This window comes from Bacillus sp. JZ105 (assembly GCF_053903125.1).
Map to the genome: position 1 here is coordinate 128,956 of NZ_CP096387.1, position 19,011 is coordinate 147,966.

At 42.3% G+C, this 19,011-nt stretch carries 28 protein-coding genes; all 28 read left to right on the plus strand.

The window, feature by feature from the left end; genetic code table 11:
* Nucleotides 1–3 precede the first annotated feature (3 nt).
* Nucleotides 4–3,603, plus strand: coding sequence for a DNA-directed RNA polymerase subunit beta' (gene rpoC, locus M1D81_RS00695; protein WP_024425592.1), 3,600 nt, complete (start codon nucleotides 4–6; stop codon nucleotides 3,601–3,603).
* A gap of 144 nt (nucleotides 3,604–3,747) precedes the next feature.
* On the plus strand, nucleotides 3,748–3,996 hold the full coding sequence (locus tag M1D81_RS00700; RefSeq protein ID WP_024425593.1) for a 50S ribosomal protein L7ae-like protein: 249 nt from the start codon (nucleotides 3,748–3,750) through the stop codon (nucleotides 3,994–3,996).
* 113 nt (nucleotides 3,997–4,109) lie between these two features.
* Entirely contained in the window at nucleotides 4,110–4,529 is a 420-nt protein-coding gene (gene rpsL / locus M1D81_RS00705; protein WP_008356518.1) for a 30S ribosomal protein S12, read from the plus strand.
* A 121-nt stretch (nucleotides 4,530–4,650) separates the two neighbouring features.
* Nucleotides 4,651–5,121: a 30S ribosomal protein S7 gene (gene rpsG, locus M1D81_RS00710; protein ID WP_008356520.1), complete on the plus strand. Its 471-nt coding sequence runs from the start codon at nucleotides 4,651–4,653 to the stop codon at nucleotides 5,119–5,121.
* A gap of 54 nt (nucleotides 5,122–5,175) precedes the next feature.
* Nucleotides 5,176–7,254: an elongation factor G gene (gene fusA / locus M1D81_RS00715; RefSeq protein WP_456265927.1), complete on the plus strand. Its 2,079-nt coding sequence runs from the start codon at nucleotides 5,176–5,178 to the stop codon at nucleotides 7,252–7,254.
* A gap of 118 nt (nucleotides 7,255–7,372) precedes the next feature.
* Complete coding sequence (gene tuf / locus M1D81_RS00720) at nucleotides 7,373–8,563, plus strand: elongation factor Tu (RefSeq protein ID WP_456265926.1); 1,191 nt, start codon at nucleotides 7,373–7,375, stop codon at nucleotides 8,561–8,563.
* Nucleotides 8,564–8,673: 110 nt separating this feature from the next.
* Nucleotides 8,674–9,633, plus strand: coding sequence for an alpha/beta fold hydrolase (locus M1D81_RS00725; protein WP_456265925.1), 960 nt, complete (start codon nucleotides 8,674–8,676; stop codon nucleotides 9,631–9,633).
* 218 nt (nucleotides 9,634–9,851) lie between these two features.
* Nucleotides 9,852–10,160 (plus strand): 30S ribosomal protein S10, encoded by a 309-nt coding sequence (rpsJ, locus tag M1D81_RS00730; protein ID WP_003156464.1) that lies wholly within the window; start codon nucleotides 9,852–9,854, stop codon nucleotides 10,158–10,160.
* Nucleotides 10,161–10,197: 37 nt separating this feature from the next.
* On the plus strand, nucleotides 10,198–10,827 hold the full coding sequence (gene rplC, locus M1D81_RS00735) for a 50S ribosomal protein L3 (protein ID WP_041084736.1): 630 nt from the start codon (nucleotides 10,198–10,200) through the stop codon (nucleotides 10,825–10,827).
* Nucleotides 10,828–10,854: 27 nt separating this feature from the next.
* Complete coding sequence (gene rplD, locus M1D81_RS00740; protein ID WP_024425598.1) at nucleotides 10,855–11,478, plus strand: 50S ribosomal protein L4; 624 nt, start codon at nucleotides 10,855–10,857, stop codon at nucleotides 11,476–11,478.
* A complete protein-coding gene (gene rplW / locus M1D81_RS00745) occupies nucleotides 11,478–11,765 on the plus strand; it encodes a 50S ribosomal protein L23 (protein WP_003217016.1) in 288 nt (95 codons plus the stop codon). Before rplD ends, rplW begins: the two co-directional genes overlap by 1 nt.
* 28 nt (nucleotides 11,766–11,793) lie before the next feature.
* Complete coding sequence (gene rplB / locus M1D81_RS00750) at nucleotides 11,794–12,627, plus strand: 50S ribosomal protein L2 (protein ID WP_024425599.1); 834 nt, start codon at nucleotides 11,794–11,796, stop codon at nucleotides 12,625–12,627.
* 57 nt (nucleotides 12,628–12,684) lie between these two features.
* The gene (rpsS, locus tag M1D81_RS00755) at nucleotides 12,685–12,963 is read left to right on the plus strand and encodes a 30S ribosomal protein S19 (RefSeq protein ID WP_003216920.1); all 279 of its coding nucleotides are present in this window, start codon (nucleotides 12,685–12,687) and stop codon (nucleotides 12,961–12,963) included.
* Nucleotides 12,964–12,980: 17 nt separating this feature from the next.
* Nucleotides 12,981–13,322: a 50S ribosomal protein L22 gene (gene rplV / locus M1D81_RS00760; protein WP_007496316.1), complete on the plus strand. Its 342-nt coding sequence runs from the start codon at nucleotides 12,981–12,983 to the stop codon at nucleotides 13,320–13,322.
* Between the two features lie 3 nt (nucleotides 13,323–13,325).
* Entirely contained in the window at nucleotides 13,326–13,982 is a 657-nt protein-coding gene (gene rpsC / locus M1D81_RS00765) for a 30S ribosomal protein S3 (RefSeq protein WP_003217241.1), read from the plus strand.
* A gap of 1 nt (nucleotide 13,983) precedes the next feature.
* Nucleotides 13,984–14,418: a 50S ribosomal protein L16 gene (gene rplP, locus M1D81_RS00770; RefSeq protein WP_003156478.1), complete on the plus strand. Its 435-nt coding sequence runs from the start codon at nucleotides 13,984–13,986 to the stop codon at nucleotides 14,416–14,418.
* Nucleotides 14,408–14,608, plus strand: coding sequence for a 50S ribosomal protein L29 (rpmC, locus tag M1D81_RS00775; protein WP_003217155.1), 201 nt, complete (start codon nucleotides 14,408–14,410; stop codon nucleotides 14,606–14,608). The genes rplP and rpmC overlap by 11 nt, the downstream gene beginning before the upstream one ends.
* A gap of 25 nt (nucleotides 14,609–14,633) precedes the next feature.
* A complete protein-coding gene (gene rpsQ / locus M1D81_RS00780; RefSeq protein ID WP_003216906.1) occupies nucleotides 14,634–14,897 on the plus strand; it encodes a 30S ribosomal protein S17 in 264 nt (87 codons plus the stop codon).
* 39 nt (nucleotides 14,898–14,936) lie between these two features.
* Nucleotides 14,937–15,305 carry a 50S ribosomal protein L14 gene (rplN, locus tag M1D81_RS00785; protein ID WP_003216882.1) on the plus strand — a complete coding sequence of 123 codons (369 nt, stop codon included), beginning with the start codon at nucleotides 14,937–14,939 and terminating at the stop codon, nucleotides 15,303–15,305.
* A 35-nt stretch (nucleotides 15,306–15,340) separates the two neighbouring features.
* On the plus strand, nucleotides 15,341–15,652 hold the full coding sequence (gene rplX, locus M1D81_RS00790) for a 50S ribosomal protein L24 (RefSeq protein ID WP_008356538.1): 312 nt from the start codon (nucleotides 15,341–15,343) through the stop codon (nucleotides 15,650–15,652).
* Between the two features lie 25 nt (nucleotides 15,653–15,677).
* Nucleotides 15,678–16,217, plus strand: a complete 540-nt coding sequence (gene rplE / locus M1D81_RS00795; RefSeq protein WP_008356540.1) for a 50S ribosomal protein L5 — start codon at nucleotides 15,678–15,680, stop codon at nucleotides 16,215–16,217.
* Nucleotides 16,218–16,239: 22 nt separating this feature from the next.
* Nucleotides 16,240–16,425 carry a 30S ribosomal protein S14 gene (gene rpsN / locus M1D81_RS00800; RefSeq protein ID WP_008356542.1) on the plus strand — a complete coding sequence of 62 codons (186 nt, stop codon included), beginning with the start codon at nucleotides 16,240–16,242 and terminating at the stop codon, nucleotides 16,423–16,425.
* 31 nt (nucleotides 16,426–16,456) lie between these two features.
* Nucleotides 16,457–16,855, plus strand: coding sequence for a 30S ribosomal protein S8 (gene rpsH / locus M1D81_RS00805; protein ID WP_007496327.1), 399 nt, complete (start codon nucleotides 16,457–16,459; stop codon nucleotides 16,853–16,855).
* A gap of 31 nt (nucleotides 16,856–16,886) precedes the next feature.
* Nucleotides 16,887–17,423, plus strand: coding sequence for a 50S ribosomal protein L6 (rplF, locus tag M1D81_RS00810; protein WP_024425602.1), 537 nt, complete (start codon nucleotides 16,887–16,889; stop codon nucleotides 17,421–17,423).
* Between the two features lie 32 nt (nucleotides 17,424–17,455).
* On the plus strand, nucleotides 17,456–17,818 hold the full coding sequence (rplR, locus tag M1D81_RS00815) for a 50S ribosomal protein L18 (RefSeq protein WP_008356544.1): 363 nt from the start codon (nucleotides 17,456–17,458) through the stop codon (nucleotides 17,816–17,818).
* Between the two features lie 24 nt (nucleotides 17,819–17,842).
* Nucleotides 17,843–18,343, plus strand: coding sequence for a 30S ribosomal protein S5 (gene rpsE, locus M1D81_RS00820; protein WP_007496332.1), 501 nt, complete (start codon nucleotides 17,843–17,845; stop codon nucleotides 18,341–18,343).
* Between the two features lie 13 nt (nucleotides 18,344–18,356).
* The gene (gene rpmD / locus M1D81_RS00825; RefSeq protein ID WP_003217067.1) at nucleotides 18,357–18,539 is read left to right on the plus strand and encodes a 50S ribosomal protein L30; all 183 of its coding nucleotides are present in this window, start codon (nucleotides 18,357–18,359) and stop codon (nucleotides 18,537–18,539) included.
* Nucleotides 18,540–18,569: 30 nt separating this feature from the next.
* Nucleotides 18,570–19,010: a 50S ribosomal protein L15 gene (gene rplO / locus M1D81_RS00830; protein WP_003216888.1), complete on the plus strand. Its 441-nt coding sequence runs from the start codon at nucleotides 18,570–18,572 to the stop codon at nucleotides 19,008–19,010.
* Nucleotide 19,011 lies beyond the last annotated feature (1 nt).

Below are 19,011 nucleotides of genomic sequence, written 5' to 3' on the forward strand. Positions count from 1 at the left end.
CCCTTGCTAGATGTGAACAATTTTGAGTATATGAACATCGGTCTCGCATCACCTGATAAAATCCGTTCTTGGTCTTTTGGTGAAGTGAAAAAGCCTGAAACGATTAACTATCGTACACTGAAACCTGAAAAAGATGGTCTCTTTTGTGAACGTATCTTCGGACCGCAAAAAGACTGGGAATGTCATTGTGGGAAGTATAAACGCGTTCGGTATAAGGGTGTTGTATGTGACCGTTGTGGTGTAGAAGTAACACGGGCAAAAGTCCGTCGTGAGAGAATGGGGCATATCGAACTGGCTGCCCCAGTTTCCCACATTTGGTATTTCAAAGGTATCCCAAGCCGTATGGGTCTTGTTCTTGATATGTCACCACGTGCGTTAGAAGAAGTGATCTACTTCGCTTCTTACGTTGTGACAGATCCGGGCAATACACCGCTTGAGAAGAAACAACTTCTTTCTGAGAAAGAATTCCGTGCTTATTTAGATAAATACGGTAATACATTCCAAGCAGCTATGGGTGCAGAAGCAATCAACAAACTTCTTCAAGATATCGATCTTGTAAAAGAAGTAGATACACTGAAAGAAGAGCTGAAAACTGCTCAAGGACAGCGCCGTACACGTGCGATCAAACGCCTTGAAGTGTTAGAAGCCTTCCGTAACTCAGGAAACAAACCATCTTGGATGATTCTTGATGTACTTCCGGTTATTCCGCCAGAATTACGTCCAATGGTTCAGCTTGATGGTGGACGTTTTGCTACATCTGACTTGAACGACCTTTATCGTCGTGTCATCAACCGTAACAATCGTCTGAAGCGTTTATTAGATCTTGGCGCGCCAAGCATCATCGTTCAGAACGAGAAGCGTATGCTTCAAGAAGCTGTCGATGCCTTGATTGATAATGGACGTAGAGGCCGACCAGTAACAGGACCAGGAAATCGACCATTGAAATCTCTTTCTCACATGCTGAAAGGGAAACAAGGACGTTTCCGTCAAAACTTGCTTGGTAAACGTGTTGACTATTCTGGACGTTCCGTTATCGTCGTAGGACCACATTTGAAAATGTATCAGTGTGGACTTCCGAAAGAAATGGCTCTTGAATTATTCAAACCATTCGTGATGAAGGAGCTTGTTGAAAAAGGATTAGCTCACAACATCAAGAGTGCGAAGCGTAAGATTGAGCGCGTGCAGCCGGAAGTATGGGATGTTTTAGAATCAGTTATTCGTGAGCATCCAGTGTTACTAAACCGTGCACCGACTCTTCACAGACTTGGTATTCAAGCGTTTGAACCTACACTTGTGGAAGGACGCGCGATTCGTCTGCATCCACTTGTATGTACAGCCTACAACGCTGACTTTGACGGTGACCAAATGGCGGTTCACGTACCATTATCTGCTGAAGCTCAAGCTGAAGCTCGTATCTTAATGCTTGCTGCTCAAAACATTTTGAACCCGAAAGATGGAAAACCAGTTGTTACGCCATCTCAGGATATGGTGCTTGGTAACTACTACCTTACACTTGAGCGCAAAGGTGCTATCGGAGAAGGTATGGTCTTCAAAGATACTGACGAAGCCCTTCTAGCTTATCAAAATGGTTATGTGCATCTTCATACACGTGTAGCTGTTGCAGCCAGCTCGTTGAAGAATGTGACATTCACTGATGAACAGCGTTCTAAATTGTTGATTACAACAGTTGGAAAACTGATCTTTAACGAAATCTTACCGGAATCATTCCCATACATGAATGAGCCGACAAAGAGCAATATTGAAGAAAAAACGCCTGATCGTTTCTTCCTTGAAAAAGGTGAGGATGTAAAAGCTGCGATCGAGAAACAAGAAATCAATGCGCCGTTCAAAAAAGGTATTTTAGGGAAAATCATTGCAGAAATCTTTAAGAGATTCCATATCACTGAGACATCTAAAATGCTTGACCGCATGAAAAATCTTGGTTTCAGATACTCTACTAAAGCCGGTATTACGGTTGGTGTGTCTGATATCGTCGTATTAGATGATAAGCAGCAAATTCTTGAAGAAGCACAAGCAAAAGTAGATAACGTCATGAAGCAATTCAGACGTGGTTTGATTACTGAAGAAGAGCGTTATGAGAGAGTTATTTCAATCTGGAGTTCTTCTAAAGATGTGATCCAAGGTAAACTGATGAAGTCCCTTGATGAAGTCAACCCAATCTACATGATGAGTGACTCTGGAGCGCGTGGTAACGCATCTAACTTCACTCAGCTGGCTGGTATGCGTGGTCTGATGGCCAACCCGGCTGGACGTATCATTGAACTTCCGATTAAATCTAGTTTCCGTGAAGGTTTAACCGTATTGGAATACTTTATTTCCACTCACGGTGCGCGTAAAGGTCTTGCCGATACAGCCCTTAAAACAGCTGACTCAGGTTACCTTACGCGTCGTCTCGTTGACGTTGCACAGGATGTCATCATCCGTGAAACAGATTGCGGTACAGACCGAGGAATCTTGGCGAAGTCCATTAAAGAAGGAAATGAAATTATTGAGAAACTTGAAGAACGTCTGATCGGACGTTTTGCAAGAAAACCAATTGTTCATCCTGAAACAGGCGAAGTCATTGTAGCCGAAAACGAACTAATTGATGAAGACAAAGCACTTGAAGTAGTTGAAGCAGGAATTGAGGAAGTATGGATCCGTTCTGCATTTACATGTAACACGCCTCATGGTGTATGTAAACGATGCTACGGCCGTAACCTTGCAACTGGTACAGACGTTGAAGTCGGTGAAGCAGTTGGAATCATTGCTGCACAATCAATCGGTGAGCCAGGAACACAGCTTACAATGCGTACGTTCCATACCGGTGGGGTAGCAGGAGACGATATCACTCAAGGTCTACCTCGTATCCAAGAGCTATTTGAAGCGCGTAATCCGAAAGGGCAAGCGACAATTTCTGAAATTGATGGTGTCGTTGCTGAAATTAACGATGTGCGTGACAAGCAGCAGGAAATTGTGGTTCAAGGCGAAGTTGAAACTCGCTCATACACAGCTCCTTACAATGCACGTCTAAAAGTTGTTGAAGGTGACACAGTCACTCGTGGTCAAGTGCTTACAGAAGGTTCGATCGATCCGAAAGAACTTCTTAAAGTGACTGACATGACAGCTGTTCAAGAATATCTGCTTCATGAAGTACAAAAAGTATACCGTATGCAAGGGGTAGAAATCGGAGATAAGCACGTAGAGGTAATGGTTCGCCAAATGCTTCGTAAAGTGCGTGTCGCTGATGCAGGGGATACAGATGTATTACCAGGCACTCTTCTTGATGTACATCAATTCACTGAAGCGAACAAAAAAGTACTATTCGAAGGCAAACGTCCTGCAACAGGCCGTCCAGTTCTTCTTGGTATTACAAAAGCTTCACTTGAAACAGACTCATTCTTGTCTGCGGCATCCTTCCAAGAAACGACTCGTGTCTTAACAGATGCGGCGATCAAAGGAAAACGTGATGAACTGCTTGGCTTGAAAGAGAATGTTATTATCGGTAAACTTGTTCCTGCTGGAACGGGTATGCCAAACTACCGTAAAGTTAAGCCGGTTTCGCAAGTGCAGCCGTCTGACGATATGGTTCCTGTAGAGTAATCTTTCTCGTGAGATTCCTATAAAATCATCAAAAATGGTGAAGGATGTCAAGATATTCTGTCATACGATATTGACATCCTTCTGCCATGATGATAATATAACCAAGGTGCTCAAAATAAAACCTGTTACTTTGGAGGATATTCGATGTCTTATGATAAAGTATCACAGGCTCAATCCATTATTATTGGTACGAAGCAAACAGTAAAAGCTCTGAAACGAGATTCAGTAAAGGAAGTCGTCGTAGCGAAAGATGCTGATCCTGCTTTAACTGCTAGTGTATTGAAGCTAGCGCAAGAGAAGGGTGTAGACATTTTAGTGGTAGATTCCATGAAAAAGCTCGGCAAGGCCTGCGGAATTGAAGTTGGGGCAGCAGCTGTTGCCATTATGTTATAACGTACTTGTTTTGTTTTTGCATGCTTAAAATGCAAAAGCATTGTTTTTTGCCTTTTGATGAACCACCTGGGTATGTGGGTTATAAAAAAAGTAATGAAGGGAGGAATAACAACATGCCTACAATTAATCAGCTAGTACGCAAAGGACGCGTGAGTAAAGTTGAAAACTCAAAGTCTCCTGCACTTAACAAAGGATACAACAGTTTCAAAAAAGAGCACACTAACGTAACATCTCCACAGAAGCGCGGGGTTTGTACTCGTGTCGGTACAATGACACCGAAAAAACCAAACTCAGCACTACGTAAATATGCTCGTGTACGTTTGTCTAACCTGATTGAAGTAACAGCTTACATTCCTGGTATCGGACATAACCTACAAGAGCACAGTGTAGTACTTATCCGCGGCGGACGTGTAAAAGACTTACCGGGTGTACGTTACCACATCGTTCGTGGTGCGCTTGATACTGCCGGAGTTGACGGTCGTATGCAAGGACGTTCTAAATACGGAACAAAACGCCCTAAACAAAGCAAATAATACAAACAAACATAAGGGTTTTTAGAAGTTGATATCAGATCAGTGGAGTCAGGAAGCTGACAATGATATTGAGATGAGAGACAGATAGAAATCCTTTTAAAAGAGAAGGGAGGCTATTCAGATGCCACGTAAAGGTCCTGTAGCAAAAAGAGACGTATTGCCAGATCCAATTTACAATTCTAAACTTGTATCTCGTTTGATCAACAAAATGATGATCGACGGTAAAAGAGGAAAAGCACAAACAATTCTCTACAAGTCATTTGATATCATCAAAGAACGTACTGGTAATGAAGCGATGGAGGTTTTCGAACAAGCCTTGAAAAACATCATGCCAGTTCTTGAAGTTAAAGCACGTCGTGTAGGTGGAGCTAACTACCAAGTTCCTGTAGAAGTTCGCCCAGACCGTCGTACTACTTTAGGTCTTCGCTGGTTAGTAAACTACGCTCGTCTTCGTGGAGAAAAAACGATGGAAGAGCGTCTTGCTAACGAAATCCTTGACGCAGCTAACAACACTGGTGCTGCTGTTAAGAAACGTGAAGATACACACAAAATGGCAGAAGCGAACAAAGCATTCGCTCACTACCGCTGGTAGGATTTATACCAAACTAAAAAAACTATTCCCTAATAAGGAAGGAGAAATTACCCAATGGCAAGAGAGTTCTCCTTAGACAAAACTCGTAATATTGGTATCATGGCTCACATCGATGCTGGTAAAACGACAACGACTGAGCGTATCTTGTACTACACTGGTCGTATCCATAAAATTGGTGAAACTCACGAAGGAGCTTCACAAATGGACTGGATGGAGCAGGAGCAAGAACGTGGTATTACAATCACTTCTGCTGCTACTACAGCACAATGGAAAGGTTACCGTGTAAACATCATCGATACACCAGGACACGTAGACTTCACTGTTGAAGTTGAACGTTCTTTACGTGTACTTGATGGTGCGGTTGCTGTTCTTGATGCACAATCAGGTGTAGAGCCACAAACTGAAACAGTTTGGCGCCAAGCAACAACTTACGGAGTACCTCGTATCGTATTCGTTAACAAAATGGATAAAACCGGTGCGGACTTCCTTTACTCTGTAAGCACATTAAGAGACCGTCTTCAAGCGAACGCTCATGCAATTCAATTGCCGATCGGCGCTGAAGATCAATTCGAAGGAATCATCGACCTTGTAGAAAACGTAGCATACTTCTACGAAGATGACCTTGGAACTCGCTCTGATGCTAAAGAAATCCCTGCTGAGTATAAAGACAAAGCTGAAGAGCTTCGCAGCAGCCTAATTGAAGCTGTCGCTGAGCTTGATGAAGAGCTTATGGAAAAATACCTTGAGGGTGAAGAAATCACAATTCCTGAATTGAAAGCTGCAATCCGTAAAGGAACGTTGAATGTTGAATTCTACCCAGTTCTTGTTGGATCTGCTTTCAAAAACAAAGGTGTTCAGCTTGTACTTGACGCTGTGCTTGACTACCTTCCTGCACCAACTGATGTTGCTGCAATCAAAGGTGTCCTGCCAGATTCAAATGAAGAGGTTGTTCGTGAGTCTACTGATGACGCACCATTCGCAGCTCTTGCATTTAAAGTTATGACTGACCCTTATGTTGGGAAACTAACTTTCTTCCGCGTATACTCTGGAACACTTGATTCTGGTTCATACGTGAAGAACTCTTCTAAGAACAAGCGTGAACGTGTTGGACGTATCCTTCAAATGCACGCAAACAGCCGTGAAGAAATCTCTACTGTATATGCAGGGGATATCGCAGCAGCTGTAGGTCTTAAAGATACTTCTACTGGTGACACTCTTTGTGACGAGAAAAATCTTGTTATCCTTGAGTCTATGGAATTCCCAGAGCCAGTTATCGATGTAGCTATCGAGCCTAAATCTAAGGCTGACCAAGATAAAATGAGTATCGCTTTAGCTAAACTAGCTGAAGAGGATCCAACATTCCGTACACAAACAAACCCTGAAACTGGTCAAACGATCATCTCTGGTATGGGTGAGCTTCACCTTGATATCATTGTTGACCGTATGAAGCGTGAGTTCAAGGTTGAAGCTAACGTAGGAGCTCCTCAGGTTGCGTACCGTGAAACATTCCGTTCTGGTGCAAAAGTTGAAGGTAAATTCGTACGTCAGTCTGGTGGACGCGGTCAGTTCGGACACGTTTGGATCGAGTTCGAACCAAACGAAGAAGGCGCAGGATTCGAGTTTGAAAATGCAATCGTCGGTGGGGTTGTTCCACGTGAATACATCCCAGCAATTCAAGCAGGTCTTGAAGATTCACTTGAAAATGGTGTATTAGCTGGATTCCCATTAATCGACATCAAAGCAAAATTATTTGATGGATCTTACCACGATGTTGACTCTAACGAAATGGCGTTCAAAATTGCTGCATCTATGGCATTGAAAAATGCTGTCAGCAAATGTAACCCAGTTCTACTTGAGCCAATGATGAAAGTGGAAGTTGTTATCCCAGAAGAATACATGGGAGACATCATGGGTGATATCACATCTCGTCGTGGACGTGTAGAAGGTATGGAAGCTCGCGGTAACGCTCAAGTTGTTCGCGCTATGGTTCCACTTTCTGAAATGTTCGGATATGCTACTGCACTTCGTTCTAACACACAAGGACGCGGTACTTTCACTATGCACATGGATCACTACGAAGAAGTGCCTAAGAGCATCAGTGAAGAAATCATCAAAAAAAATAAAGGTGAATAATTGATTTTGCCTTTAAACTAAAGTATAACTACTATTGAAGATCAGAAAGTGAGAGGTAACTCTTCACTTTCTATCACTCTATACCAAATACAATGAACCTTTAAGGAGGATTTTTAGAATGGCTAAAGAAAAATTCGACCGTTCCAAATCGCATGCTAACATTGGTACAATTGGACACGTTGACCATGGTAAAACAACTCTAACTGCTGCTATCTCAACAGTTCTTCATAAGAAATCTGGTAAAGGTACAGCTATGGCTTATGACCAAATCGATGGTGCTCCAGAAGAGCGCGAGCGTGGAATCACAATCTCAACTGCACACGTTGAGTATGAAACTGAAACTCGTCACTATGCACACGTAGACTGCCCAGGACACGCTGACTATGTTAAAAACATGATCACTGGTGCTGCTCAAATGGACGGCGCGATCTTAGTAGTATCTGCTGCTGATGGTCCAATGCCACAAACACGTGAGCACATCCTACTTTCTCGTAACGTAGGTGTACCATACATCGTAGTATTCCTTAACAAATGTGACATGGTTGACGATGAAGAGTTACTTGAACTTGTTGAAATGGAAGTTCGTGACCTTCTTTCTGACTATGACTTCCCTGGTGACGATGTACCAGTTATCAAAGGTTCTGCTCTTAAAGCTCTTGAAGGAGATGCTGATTACGAAGCAAAAATCTTTGAACTTATGGATGCGGTTGATGAGTACATCCCAACTCCAGAGCGTGACACTGAGAAGCCATTCATGATGCCAGTTGAGGACGTATTCTCAATCACTGGTCGTGGAACAGTTGCTACTGGTCGTGTTGAGCGTGGACAAGTTAAAGTCGGTGACGAAGTTGAAATCATCGGTCTTCAAGAAGAAAACGGTAAAACAACTGTTACAGGTGTTGAAATGTTCCGTAAACTTCTTGACTATGCTGAAGCTGGTGACAACATCGGTGCACTACTTCGTGGTGTATCTCGTGAAGAGATCCAACGTGGTCAAGTACTTGCTAAACCAGGTACAATCACTCCACACAGCCGTTTCAAAGCTGAAGTTTATGTACTTTCTAAAGAAGAGGGTGGACGTCATACTCCATTCTTCGCTAACTACCGTCCGCAGTTCTACTTCCGTACAACTGACGTAACTGGTATTGTACATCTTCCAGAAGGTACTGAAATGGTAATGCCTGGCGATAACACTGAGATGGAAGTTGAACTTATCTCTACTATCGCTATCGAAGAAGGAACTCGTTTCTCTATCCGTGAGGGTGGACGTACTGTAGGTTCTGGTGTCGTTTCAACTATCGTTAAGTAATAAACATATAAAAGAGACTCCTTGCAAAAGGGTCTCTTTTTTTTGCTTTTCCAGATCAGAACGGCTACTATAAGCTATAGAATCTAAATGGAACCGAGAGGATCGCTGGAATGGCAAAGACATATTTGAAAAAATGGTCGATCGGCGGAATTGACCAATGGATTAGGATGAAAGAAGATCGGACGAGTGAAACGAAGCCTGTACTTTTATTTTTACACGGTGGGCCCGGCTCAGCTCAAATCAGTTATATTGATTCCTTTCTCGCGGAACTTGATCAAGACTTTACAGTTGTCCATTGGGATCAGCGTGGCGCAGGACTTTCCTATCAAGAGAATCTTCCCGATGCATCGATGACCATTCAGCAATTTATTGAAGATACGATTGAACTGACAGAGAAGATCCTATCTTATCTAGGTCATTCAAAATTGTATATCGCAGGATACTCGTGGGGATCATTAATTGCCATACAAGCAGTACATAAGCGTCCGGATCTTTATCATGCTTATTATGGGATTAGTCAGGTAGTAAATGTGTTAAAGGAGGATATCGTATCGTACGAGCTTCTTTTGAAGAAATACCATCGCAATCGGCTGTTTACTGGGTGTCTAAGATTACTGACGCCTCCTCCATGGAAACGCACATCAGCTCATGCCTTGTTTTCTCTATATAAAGAGTTTGCGAGCGTAGGTCTCACACATAGATGGAAGCCGGTTTTTCAAATACTAAAAGGGTTTCTTTTTAGTAAGCAATATCAGCTGAAAGATAAATGGAAGTTCATAAAAGGGCAGAAGTTTAGTCAAGACAAGTTATGGGATCAGCTAATGAATGAGAGTATTCAATACCGAGTTTCTACTATATTAATACCGTGCTACTTTCTCATTGGCGATCACGACATGATTACACCAGCTGCTGTATCAAAACCATATGTTGATCAATTAAAAGCACCAATCAAAGAATGGTTTACCTTTAAAGACTCTGCACATTCTCCGCATATCGAAGAGCCAGATGAATTTATACGTATCATAAGAAAGACTGCTATACATCATCTTCAGGGAAAGCTTGATTTATAGGCTGAATCCCTGTATAATATGAAAAGTGTGCAAATCATAAATTTATCCGATTTATTATTGCAACACGCAGGCCAATTTGGTACAATAGTGCATGTTGGTCTTTGACTGCGATGAAGTGAGAGGTTGCTGACACACCCGGCCGCTTTGCCATGGCGAGGTGATCAGGTTTTTCTCACGGAGAACTGTCTAACGTAAGTAGGCGAAAAGGAGGGAAAATAATGGCAAAACAAAAAATTCGTATTCGTTTAAAAGCATATGATCATAGAATTCTTGATCAATCTGCTGAGAAGATTGTTGAAACGGCTAAGCGTTCTGGTGCTAGTGTATCTGGTCCAATCCCGCTTCCAACTGAAAAATCAGTTTACACAATCCTTCGTGCGGTGCATAAGTACAAAGATTCTCGTGAGCAATTCGAGATGCGTACTCACAAACGTCTAATCGACATCGTGAATCCAACTCCGCAAACAGTTGATGCACTTATGCGTTTAGATTTACCATCTGGTGTAGATATCGAAATCAAACTTTAATTCAAATAGAAAACACATATTATAGGAGGTGTGACGAATGACCAAAGGAATCTTAGGTAGAAAAATTGGTATGACGCAAGTATTCGCAGAAAACGGTGATCTTATCCCTGTAACTGTTGTTGAGGCTGCTGCTAACGTTGTTCTTCAAAAGAAGACTGCTGACACGGATGGCTATGAAGCAATCCAAATCGGTTTTGATGACAAACGTGAAAAGCTTTCTAACAAACCAGAGAAAGGCCACGTTGCTAAAGCGGAAACTGCTCCTAAGCGCTTCGTAAAAGAATTACGCGGTGTGGAGTTAGATGCGTATGAAGTTGGTCAGGAAGTCAAAGTTGATATTTTCGCAAATGGAGATATCGTAGATGTAACAGGAACATCAAAAGGTAAAGGATTCCAAGGTGCTATCAAACGCCACGGACAATCACGCGGACCAATGACTCACGGTTCACGTTACCACCGTCGTCCTGGTTCAATGGGACCTGTTGATCCAAACCGTGTATTCAAAGGTAAACTTCTTCCAGGTCGTATGGGCGGAGAGCAAATCACTGTCCAAAACCTTGAGATCGTTAAAGTTGATGCAGAACGCAATCTTCTATTGATCAAAGGAAACGTACCAGGAGCTAAAAAATCTCTAGTAACTGTAAAGAGTGCAGTTAAATCTAAATAACTCTCTTAGGAAAGGAGGAAACAAGTCATGCCAAAAGTAGCATTATATAACCAAAACGGTTCTACTAACGGTGAAATCGAATTAAACGCTTCTGTGTTTGGAATCGAGCCAAACGAAAGCGTAGTATTCGATGCTATTCTTATGCAAAGAGCTTCCTTACGTCAAGGAACTCACAAAGTAAAAACTCGTTCTGAAGTACGTGGCGGAGGTCGTAAGCCTTGGAGACAGAAGGGTACAGGTCGTGCTCGTCAAGGTTCTATCCGTTCACCACAATGGCGCGGAGGCGGTATCGTATTCGGTCCAACACCACGCAGTTATTCTTATAAATTACCTAAAAAAGTTCGCCGCTTGGCTATCAAGTCAGTATTGTCTTCTAAAGTAATCGACAACAACATCATCGTTCTTGAAGATCTGACTCTTGATGCAGTGAAAACGAAAGAATTCGCAGGCATCCTTAAAGGATTATCTGTTGAGAAGAAAGCGTTGATCGTCACTGCGGATGCAAACGAAACAGTTGCTTTATCTGCTCGTAACATCCCTGGAGTAACAGTTGTTGAAGCTAACGGTATCAACGTTCTTGACGTTGTCAACCACGACAAACTTCTGATCACTAAAGCAGCGGTTGAAAAAGTAGAGGAGGGACTTGCATAATGAAAGATCCTCGTGATGTTCTAAAGCGCCCTATCATTACTGAACGTTCTGCTGATCTAATGACAGAGAAGAAGTACACGTTCGAAGTTGATGTCAGAGCTAACAAAACAGAAGTGAAAGACGCTGTTGAAGAAATCTTTGGAGTGAAAGTTGAGAAAGTCAACGTTCAAAACTACAAAGGAAAATCAAAACGCGTTGGACGCTACACTGGTATGACTAGCCGTCGCAGAAAAGCGATCGTGAAATTAACTGCTGACAGCAAAGAAATCGAAATTTTTGAAGCGTAAATCTTAAAAAGAAGGAGGGAAATTCAAAATGGCGATTAAAAAGTATAAACCAACCAGTAATGGTCGTCGTGGCATGACTACTTCAGATTTTGCTGAAATCACGACTGACAAACCAGAAAAATCGTTGCTTGCACCGCTACACAAAAAAGGCGGACGTAACAACCAAGGTAGATTGACTGTTCGTCATCAAGGTGGCGGTCACAAACGTCAATACCGTATCATCGACTTTAAGCGTGATAAAGACGGTATACCTGGACGCGTTGCTACAATCGAGTATGATCCAAACCGTTCAGCGAACATCGCTCTTGTAAACTATGCAGATGGTGAGAAACGTTACATTCTTGCTCCGAAAGGAATCCAAGTTGGTACTGAAGTTACTTCTGGACCAGAAGCTGACATCAAACCAGGTAATGCTCTTCCACTTATCAACATCCCAGTTGGTACAGTTGTGCATAACATTGAATTAAAACCAGGTAAAGGTGGACAATTAGTTCGTTCTGCTGGTACTTCTGCTCAAGTTCTTGGTAAAGAAGGTAAATACGTTCTTGTACGTTTGAACTCAGGAGAAGTTCGCATGATTCTTTCTGCTTGCCGTGCGACTATCGGTCAAGTTGGAAACGAGCAACACGAATTAATCAACATCGGTAAAGCTGGACGTTCTCGCTGGAAAGGCGTACGCCCAACAGTTCGTGGTTCTGTAATGAACCCTAACGATCACCCACACGGTGGTGGTGAAGGACGCGCTCCAATCGGACGTAAATCACCAATGTCTCCATGGGGTAAACCGACTCTTGGATTCAAGACTCGTAAGAAAACCAACAAGTCTGATAAATTCATTGTACGTCGTCGTAAAAACAAGTAACGGGGTTGTCTACGGTTCATTTAGGACCGTAGTTCAATCACGAAGGGAGGTTCCACAATGGCTCGCAGCTTAAAAAAAGGACCATTTGTTGATGATCATTTGATGGCTAAAGTCGAGAAATTGAATGAAACTGACAAAAAGCAAGTCGTAAAAACTTGGTCTCGTCGTTCTACAATTTTCCCACAATTCATCGGTCACACAATCGCTGTCTATGACGGACGCAAACATGTACCTGTTTTCATTTCTGAAGATATGGTAGGTCACAAATTGGGCGAATTCGCACCAAGCCGTACTTACAAAGGTCATGCTAGTGACGATAAAAAAACAAGACGCTAATGAGAGGAGGCTTTTAAATGCAAGCTAAAGCTGTCGCAAGAACAGTCCGTATTGCTCCTCGTAAAGCACGTCTAGTAATGGACCTGATCCGAGGTAAGCAAGTAGGAGAAGCAGTTTCTATCTTAAACCTTACACCTAAGGCTGCTTCACCAATTATTGAAAAAGTATTAAAATCTGCTATCGCAAACGCTGAGCACAACTACGAGTTGGACGCTAACAGCCTAGTGATTACTCAAGCATTCGTTGACGAAGGTCCAACACTTAAGAGATTCCGTCCACGTGCTATGGGTCGTGCGAGCGCAATTAACAAACGTACTAGCCACATTACAATCGTTGTATCAGAAAAGAAGGAGGGATAATCCGTGGGTCAAAAGGTAAATCCAGTAGGTCTTCGTATTGGCGTCATTCGTGATTGGGAATCTAAATGGTTCGCAGGAAAAGATTACGCTGACTTCTTACATGAAGACTTGAAAATCCGTGAATTCATCAGCAAGCGTTTGTCTGACGCGTCTGTTTCTAAAGTAGAAATCGAACGTGCTGCAAACCGCGTAAATATCACAATCCACACGGCTAAACCAGGTATGGTAATTGGTAAAGGCGGATCTGAAGTTGAAGCACTTCGTAAAGCTCTTAACAGCCTAACTGGCAAACGTGTACACATCAACATTCTTGAAATCAAGAGAGCAGATCTTGATGCTCAGCTAGTTGCTGAAAACATCGCTCGTCAACTTGAAAACCGTATTTCATTCCGTCGTGCACAAAAACAAACAATCCAACGCACAATGCGTGCTGGAGCACAAGGAATCAAAACAATGGTTTCTGGTCGTCTTGGCGGTGCAGATATTGCTCGTTCTGAATATTACAGTGAAGGTACTGTTCCATTGCACACACTTCGTGCTGACATCGACTATGCTACTGCTGAAGCTGACACTACTTATGGTAAGCTTGGCGTAAAAGTATGGATCTATCGTGGAGAAGTCCTTCCAACTAAGAAGAATACTGCGGAAGGAGGAAAATAATATGTTATTGCCAAAACGCGTGAAGTATCGCAGAGAACACCGTGGAAAAATGCGTGGTCGTGCAAAAGGCGGTACTGAAGTACATTTCGGTGAGTACGGTATCCAAGCTCTTGAAGCTTCTTGGATCACAAACCGTCAAATCGAAGCTGCTCGTATTGCTATGACTCGTTACATGAAACGTGGCGGTAAAGTTTGGATTAAAATTTTCCCTTCTAAGCCATACACAGCTAAACCTCTAGAGGTCCGCATGGGTTCCGGTAAAGGTGCTCCAGAAGGATGGGTAGCTGTAGTAAAACCGGGCAAAGTTTTATTTGAAATTTCTGGTGTGTCTGAAGAAGTTGCTCGTGAAGCTCTTCGTCTTGCATCTCACAAATTGCCAATTAAAACGAAGTTCGTAAAACGTGAAGAAATTGGTGGTGAATCAAATGAAAGCTAATGAAATTCGTGACCTTACCACTGCTGAAATTGAACAAAAAGTAAAGTCTCTTAAAGAAGAACTTTTCAATCTTCGTTTCCAATTAGCGACTGGGCAGCTTGAAAACACTGCTCGCATTCGTGAAGTGCGTAAATCAATCGCACGCATGAAAACTGTGATTCGTCAAAGAGAAATCGCTGCTAATAAATAATAATTAGAGGGGAGGCCCCGCAAACATGAGCGAACGTAACCAACGTAAAGTGTATCAAGGTCGTGTTGTTTCTGACAAAATGGATAAAACCATCACTGTTGTAGTTGAAACATACAAAAAGCATTCACTTTATGGCAAACGTGTAAGATACTCTAAAAAGTTCAAAGCACATGATGAAAACAACCAAGCAAAAATCGGAGACATCGTAAAGGTCATGGAAACTCGTCCTTTATCTGCGACTAAACGCTTTCGTCTAGTTGAAGTTGTCGAAGAAGCCGTTATTATCTAATAAAGTTCGGATTTCTTTTTCCGAAAGGAGGTAACATTAATGATTCAACAGGAGACTCGTTTAAAAGTAGCTGACAACTCTGGCGCACGCGAAGTACTAACGATTAAAGTTCTTGGTGGCTCTGGACGTAAAACGGCTAACATCGGTGATGTCATTGTTTGTACGGTTAAACAAGCAACACCTGGAGGCGTTGTCAAAAAAGGTGAAGTTGTGAAAGCAGTTATCGTTCGTACTAAGAGCGGAGCTCGCAGAAACGATGGATCTTACATCAGTTTCGACGAAAATGCATGTGTCATCATCCGTGACGACAAGAGCCCACGTGGAACTCGTATCTTCGGACCAGTAGCACGTGAACTTCGTGAAAACAACTATATGAAAATTGTTTCTCTAGCACCAGAAGTACTTTAATGAATACAATCCGCGACTCAAGGAGGTGCGATTAAATGCATGTTAAAAAGGGCGATAAAGTAGTGGTTATCTCTGGTAAAGATAAAGGTAAACAAGGTGTCATCCTTGCTGCTTTCCCTAAAAAGGAACGTGTTTTAGTAGAAGGTATTAACCTTGTGAAAAAACACTCTAAACCAACCCAAGCTAACCCTCAAGGCGGAATTTCTGAACAAGAAGCGCCGATCCACGTATCAAACGTAATGCCGCTTGATCCTAAAACGGGTGAAGTGACACGTGTTGGGTATAAAGTTGAGGACGGAAAGAAAGTCCGTGTAGCGAAAAAATCTGGGCAAGTTCTAGATAAATAGTAAATAAGGAAGGGAGGTCTTTCTCATGAACCGCCTTAAAGAAAAGTATATAAAAGAAATTACACCTGCATTAGTTTCTAAATTTGAATACACTTCAGTAATGCAAGTGCCAAAAATCGAAAAAATCGTGATCAACATGGGTGTTGGTGACGCTGTTCAAAACGCTAAAGCAATCGATACTGCTGTTGAAGAATTAACGTTTATCGCTGGTCAAAAACCTGTCGTTACTCGTGCGAAGAAGTCTATTGCTGGATTCCGTCTACGTGAAGGAATGCCAATCGGTGCGAAAGTAACACTTCGCGGAGAGCGCATGTATGATTTCCTTGATAAACTTATTTCTGTGTCTTTACCACGTGTACGTGACTTCCGGGGGATTTCTAAGAAATCTTTCGACGGTCGTGGAAACTACACGCTTGGTATTAAAGAACAGTTAATCTTCCCAGAAATTGATTACGATAAAGTAACAAAGGTCCGCGGTATGGATATCGTTATCGTTACTACTGCCAATACGGACGAAGAAGCACGTGAGTTATTAACTCAAGTAGGTATGCCGTTCCAGAAATAATCAATGAAAGGGAGGCGAAATCGTGGCTAAAAAGTCTATGATTGCGAAACAACAACGCAAACAAAAGTTTAAAGTTCAAGAGTATACGCGCTGCGAACGTTGTGGACGTCCACATTCAGTTATTCGTAAGTTTAAACTTTGCCGTATTTGTTTCCGCGAACTTGCATATAAAGGACAAATTCCTGGCGTTAAAAAAGCCAGCTGGTAATCCCCATAAATGGGAAGGAGGTTATTAAATAATGGTTATGACAGATCCGATTGCAGATTTGCTGACTCGTATTCGCAATGCGAACATGGTACGTCATGAGAAGCTAGAAGTACCGGCTTCAAAAATCAAAAGAGAAATTGCTGAAATCTTAAAGCGTGAAGGTTTTATCCGTGACGTTGAGTACGTCGAAGACAGCAAACAAGGAATTATCCGTTTGTTCCTTAAATACGGCCAAAACAACGAACGTGTTATCACTGGTCTTAAAAGAATCAGTAAACCTGGTTTACGCGTATATGCGAAATCAAATGAAGTACCACGTGTACTTAACGGACTTGGAATCGCGATTATTTCTACATCACAAGGTGTTTTATCGGACAAAGAAGCCCGTGCTAAACAAGCTGGTGGAGAAGTACTTGCTTACGTATGGTAAAAAAAGTTTAAGATGAATGGAGGTGCTTGGTATGTCTCGTATAGGTAAAAAACTAATCGAGATCCCTTCAGGAGTAACTGTGACAAACAACGATAACACAGTGACAGTAAAGGGACCAAAAGGTGAACTAACTCGTGCATTTCACCCTGATATGGAAATTAAAATTGAGGACAACGTCTTAACTGTAAGCCGTCCGTCTGAAAATAAAGAACACCGTGCATTACATGGTACAACACGCAGCTTGATTGCAAACATGGTTGAAGGTGTATCTAAAGGTTTCGAAAGAGGTTTAGAACTTATCGGTGTCGGTTACCGTGCAGCTAAATCTGGAAACAAACTTGTTCTTAACGTTGGATACTCTCATCCAGTTGAAATCGTTCCTGAGGCTGGAGTTGAAATCGAAGTTCCATCTCAAACGAAAGTAATCATTAAAGGTATCGATAAAGAGCGTGTAGGAGCTCTAGCTTCTAACATCCGCGCTGTCCGTGCTCCAGAGCCTTACAAAGGTAAAGGAATTCGTTACGAAGGTGAATTCGTTCGCCGTAAAGAAGGAAAAACTGGTAAGTAAGATCGCTTAATGTGAAGAAAGGAGTGACTCGGATGATTACGAAAACTAGCAAAAACGCTACTCGTCTTAAAAGACATGCTCGTGTTCGTGCGAAACTTTCAGGTACTGCTGAAAGACCTCGCCTTAACGTTTTCCGTTCTAACAAGAATATCTACGCTCAAGTAATTGATGATGTTAACGGTGTAACACTTGTAAGTGCTTCTACTCTTGATAAAGAGTTAAAGATCGAGAATAGTTCTGACACTGCAGCTGCTACAAAAGTTGGCGAACTTGTTGCAAAACGTGCTGTTGAAAAAGGAATTTCTAACGTGGTATTTGACCGCGGAGGATACCTATATCATGGACGTGTAAAAGCTCTAGCTGAAGCTGCTCGTGAGGCTGGACTTAAATTTTAATAAAAGAAGGAGGGACACATCCGAATGAGTCGTATTGACCCAAGCAAATTAGAGTTAGAAGAACGCTTAGTTACGGTTAACCGCGTAGCGAAAGTTGTTAAAGGTGGACGTCGTTTCCGTTTTGCAGCTTTAGTTGTTGTCGGTGACAAAAACGGTCATGTAGGTTTCGGTACTGGTAAAGCACAAGAAGTACCAGAAGCGATCCGCAAAGCTGTTGAAGACGCGAAAAAGAATTTAATTGAAGTACCAATGGTTGGAACTACAATTCCACATGAAATCATCGGTCGATTCGGTGCAGGAAACGTTCTATTGAAGCCTGCTTCAGAAGGTACAGGAGTTATCGCTGGAGGCCCAGTGCGTGCGGTACTTGAGCTTGCTGGTCTAGCTGATATCCTTTCTAAATCTCTAGGTTCTAATACACCGATCAACATGATCCGCGCAACACTTCAAGGTTTAAGTGAGCTTAAACGTGCTGAAGATGTAGCGAAGCTTCGTGGAAAATCTGTAGAAGACCTGTTAGGATAAGGAGGGAACAATAATGGCAAATAAATTAGAAATTACCCTCAAACGCAGTGTAATCGGTCGCCCTGAAGATCAGCGTGTCACTGTTCGTACTCTTGGTCTTAAGAAAACAAACCAAACAGTCGTACATGAAGACAACGCAGCGATCCGCGGCATGATTAACAAGGTGTCTCATTTAGTTTCTGTTAAAGAACAATAAAACATTTTTAATCGATAAGGAGGTGCCCAAATGAAACTTCATGAATTGAAGCCTTCAGAAGGTTCACGTAAAGTACGCAACCGTGTTGGTCGTGGTATTGGATCAGGTAACGGTAAAACTTCTGGTAAAGGTCATAAAGGTCAAAACGCTCGTTCTGGCGGCGGTGTACGCCCTGGTTTCGAAGGTGGTCAGATGCCTTTATTCCAACGCCTTCCAAAACGTGGTTTTACAAACATCAACCGTAAAGATTACGCGGTAATCAACTTAGACAGATTAAACAGTTTTGACGAAGGAACGGAAGTAACTCCTGAACTTCTTCTAGAGACTGGTGCAATAAGCAAGTTAAAAGCAGGAGTAAAAATTCTTGGCAACGGTAAATTAGAAAAAAAATTAACTGTAAAAGCCAATAAATTCTCTGCTTCTGCGAAAGAAGCGATTGAAGCTGCTGGCGGTACAGCCGAGGTGATCTAAC

Bases quoted from the DNA above. Each gene is read 5' to 3' on its own strand.
- rplX (WP_008356538.1), top strand. From the start codon at position 15,341: ATGCATGTTAAAAAGGGCGATAAAGTAGTGGTTATCTCTGGTAAAGAT.
- rpsQ (WP_003216906.1), top strand. From the start codon at position 14,634: ATGAGCGAACGTAACCAACGTAAAGTGTATCAAGGTCGTGTTGTTTCT.
- rplD (WP_024425598.1), top strand. From the start codon at position 10,855: ATGCCAAAAGTAGCATTATATAACCAAAACGGTTCTACTAACGGTGAA.
- rplE (WP_008356540.1), top strand. From the start codon at position 15,678: ATGAACCGCCTTAAAGAAAAGTATATAAAAGAAATTACACCTGCATTA.
- rpsG (WP_008356520.1), top strand. From the start codon at position 4,651: ATGCCACGTAAAGGTCCTGTAGCAAAAAGAGACGTATTGCCAGATCCA.
- rplO (WP_003216888.1), top strand. From the start codon at position 18,570: ATGAAACTTCATGAATTGAAGCCTTCAGAAGGTTCACGTAAAGTACGC.
- tuf (WP_456265926.1), top strand. From the start codon at position 7,373: ATGGCTAAAGAAAAATTCGACCGTTCCAAATCGCATGCTAACATTGGT.
- rplN (WP_003216882.1), top strand. From the start codon at position 14,937: ATGATTCAACAGGAGACTCGTTTAAAAGTAGCTGACAACTCTGGCGCA.
- rplW (WP_003217016.1), top strand. From the start codon at position 11,478: ATGAAAGATCCTCGTGATGTTCTAAAGCGCCCTATCATTACTGAACGT.
- rpsS (WP_003216920.1), top strand. From the start codon at position 12,685: ATGGCTCGCAGCTTAAAAAAAGGACCATTTGTTGATGATCATTTGATG.
- rplP (WP_003156478.1), top strand. From the start codon at position 13,984: ATGTTATTGCCAAAACGCGTGAAGTATCGCAGAGAACACCGTGGAAAA.
- rpmC (WP_003217155.1), top strand. From the start codon at position 14,408: ATGAAAGCTAATGAAATTCGTGACCTTACCACTGCTGAAATTGAACAA.
- rplC (WP_041084736.1), top strand. From the start codon at position 10,198: ATGACCAAAGGAATCTTAGGTAGAAAAATTGGTATGACGCAAGTATTC.
- rpsL (WP_008356518.1), top strand. From the start codon at position 4,110: ATGCCTACAATTAATCAGCTAGTACGCAAAGGACGCGTGAGTAAAGTT.
- M1D81_RS00700 (WP_024425593.1), top strand. From the start codon at position 3,748: ATGTCTTATGATAAAGTATCACAGGCTCAATCCATTATTATTGGTACG.
- rpsE (WP_007496332.1), top strand. From the start codon at position 17,843: ATGAGTCGTATTGACCCAAGCAAATTAGAGTTAGAAGAACGCTTAGTT.
- rplR (WP_008356544.1), top strand. From the start codon at position 17,456: ATGATTACGAAAACTAGCAAAAACGCTACTCGTCTTAAAAGACATGCT.
- rplB (WP_024425599.1), top strand. From the start codon at position 11,794: ATGGCGATTAAAAAGTATAAACCAACCAGTAATGGTCGTCGTGGCATG.
- rplF (WP_024425602.1), top strand. From the start codon at position 16,887: ATGTCTCGTATAGGTAAAAAACTAATCGAGATCCCTTCAGGAGTAACT.
- rplV (WP_007496316.1), top strand. From the start codon at position 12,981: ATGCAAGCTAAAGCTGTCGCAAGAACAGTCCGTATTGCTCCTCGTAAA.
- rpsJ (WP_003156464.1), top strand. From the start codon at position 9,852: ATGGCAAAACAAAAAATTCGTATTCGTTTAAAAGCATATGATCATAGA.
- M1D81_RS00725 (WP_456265925.1), top strand. From the start codon at position 8,674: ATGGCAAAGACATATTTGAAAAAATGGTCGATCGGCGGAATTGACCAA.
- rpmD (WP_003217067.1), top strand. From the start codon at position 18,357: ATGGCAAATAAATTAGAAATTACCCTCAAACGCAGTGTAATCGGTCGC.
- rpsH (WP_007496327.1), top strand. From the start codon at position 16,457: ATGGTTATGACAGATCCGATTGCAGATTTGCTGACTCGTATTCGCAAT.
- fusA (WP_456265927.1), top strand. From the start codon at position 5,176: ATGGCAAGAGAGTTCTCCTTAGACAAAACTCGTAATATTGGTATCATG.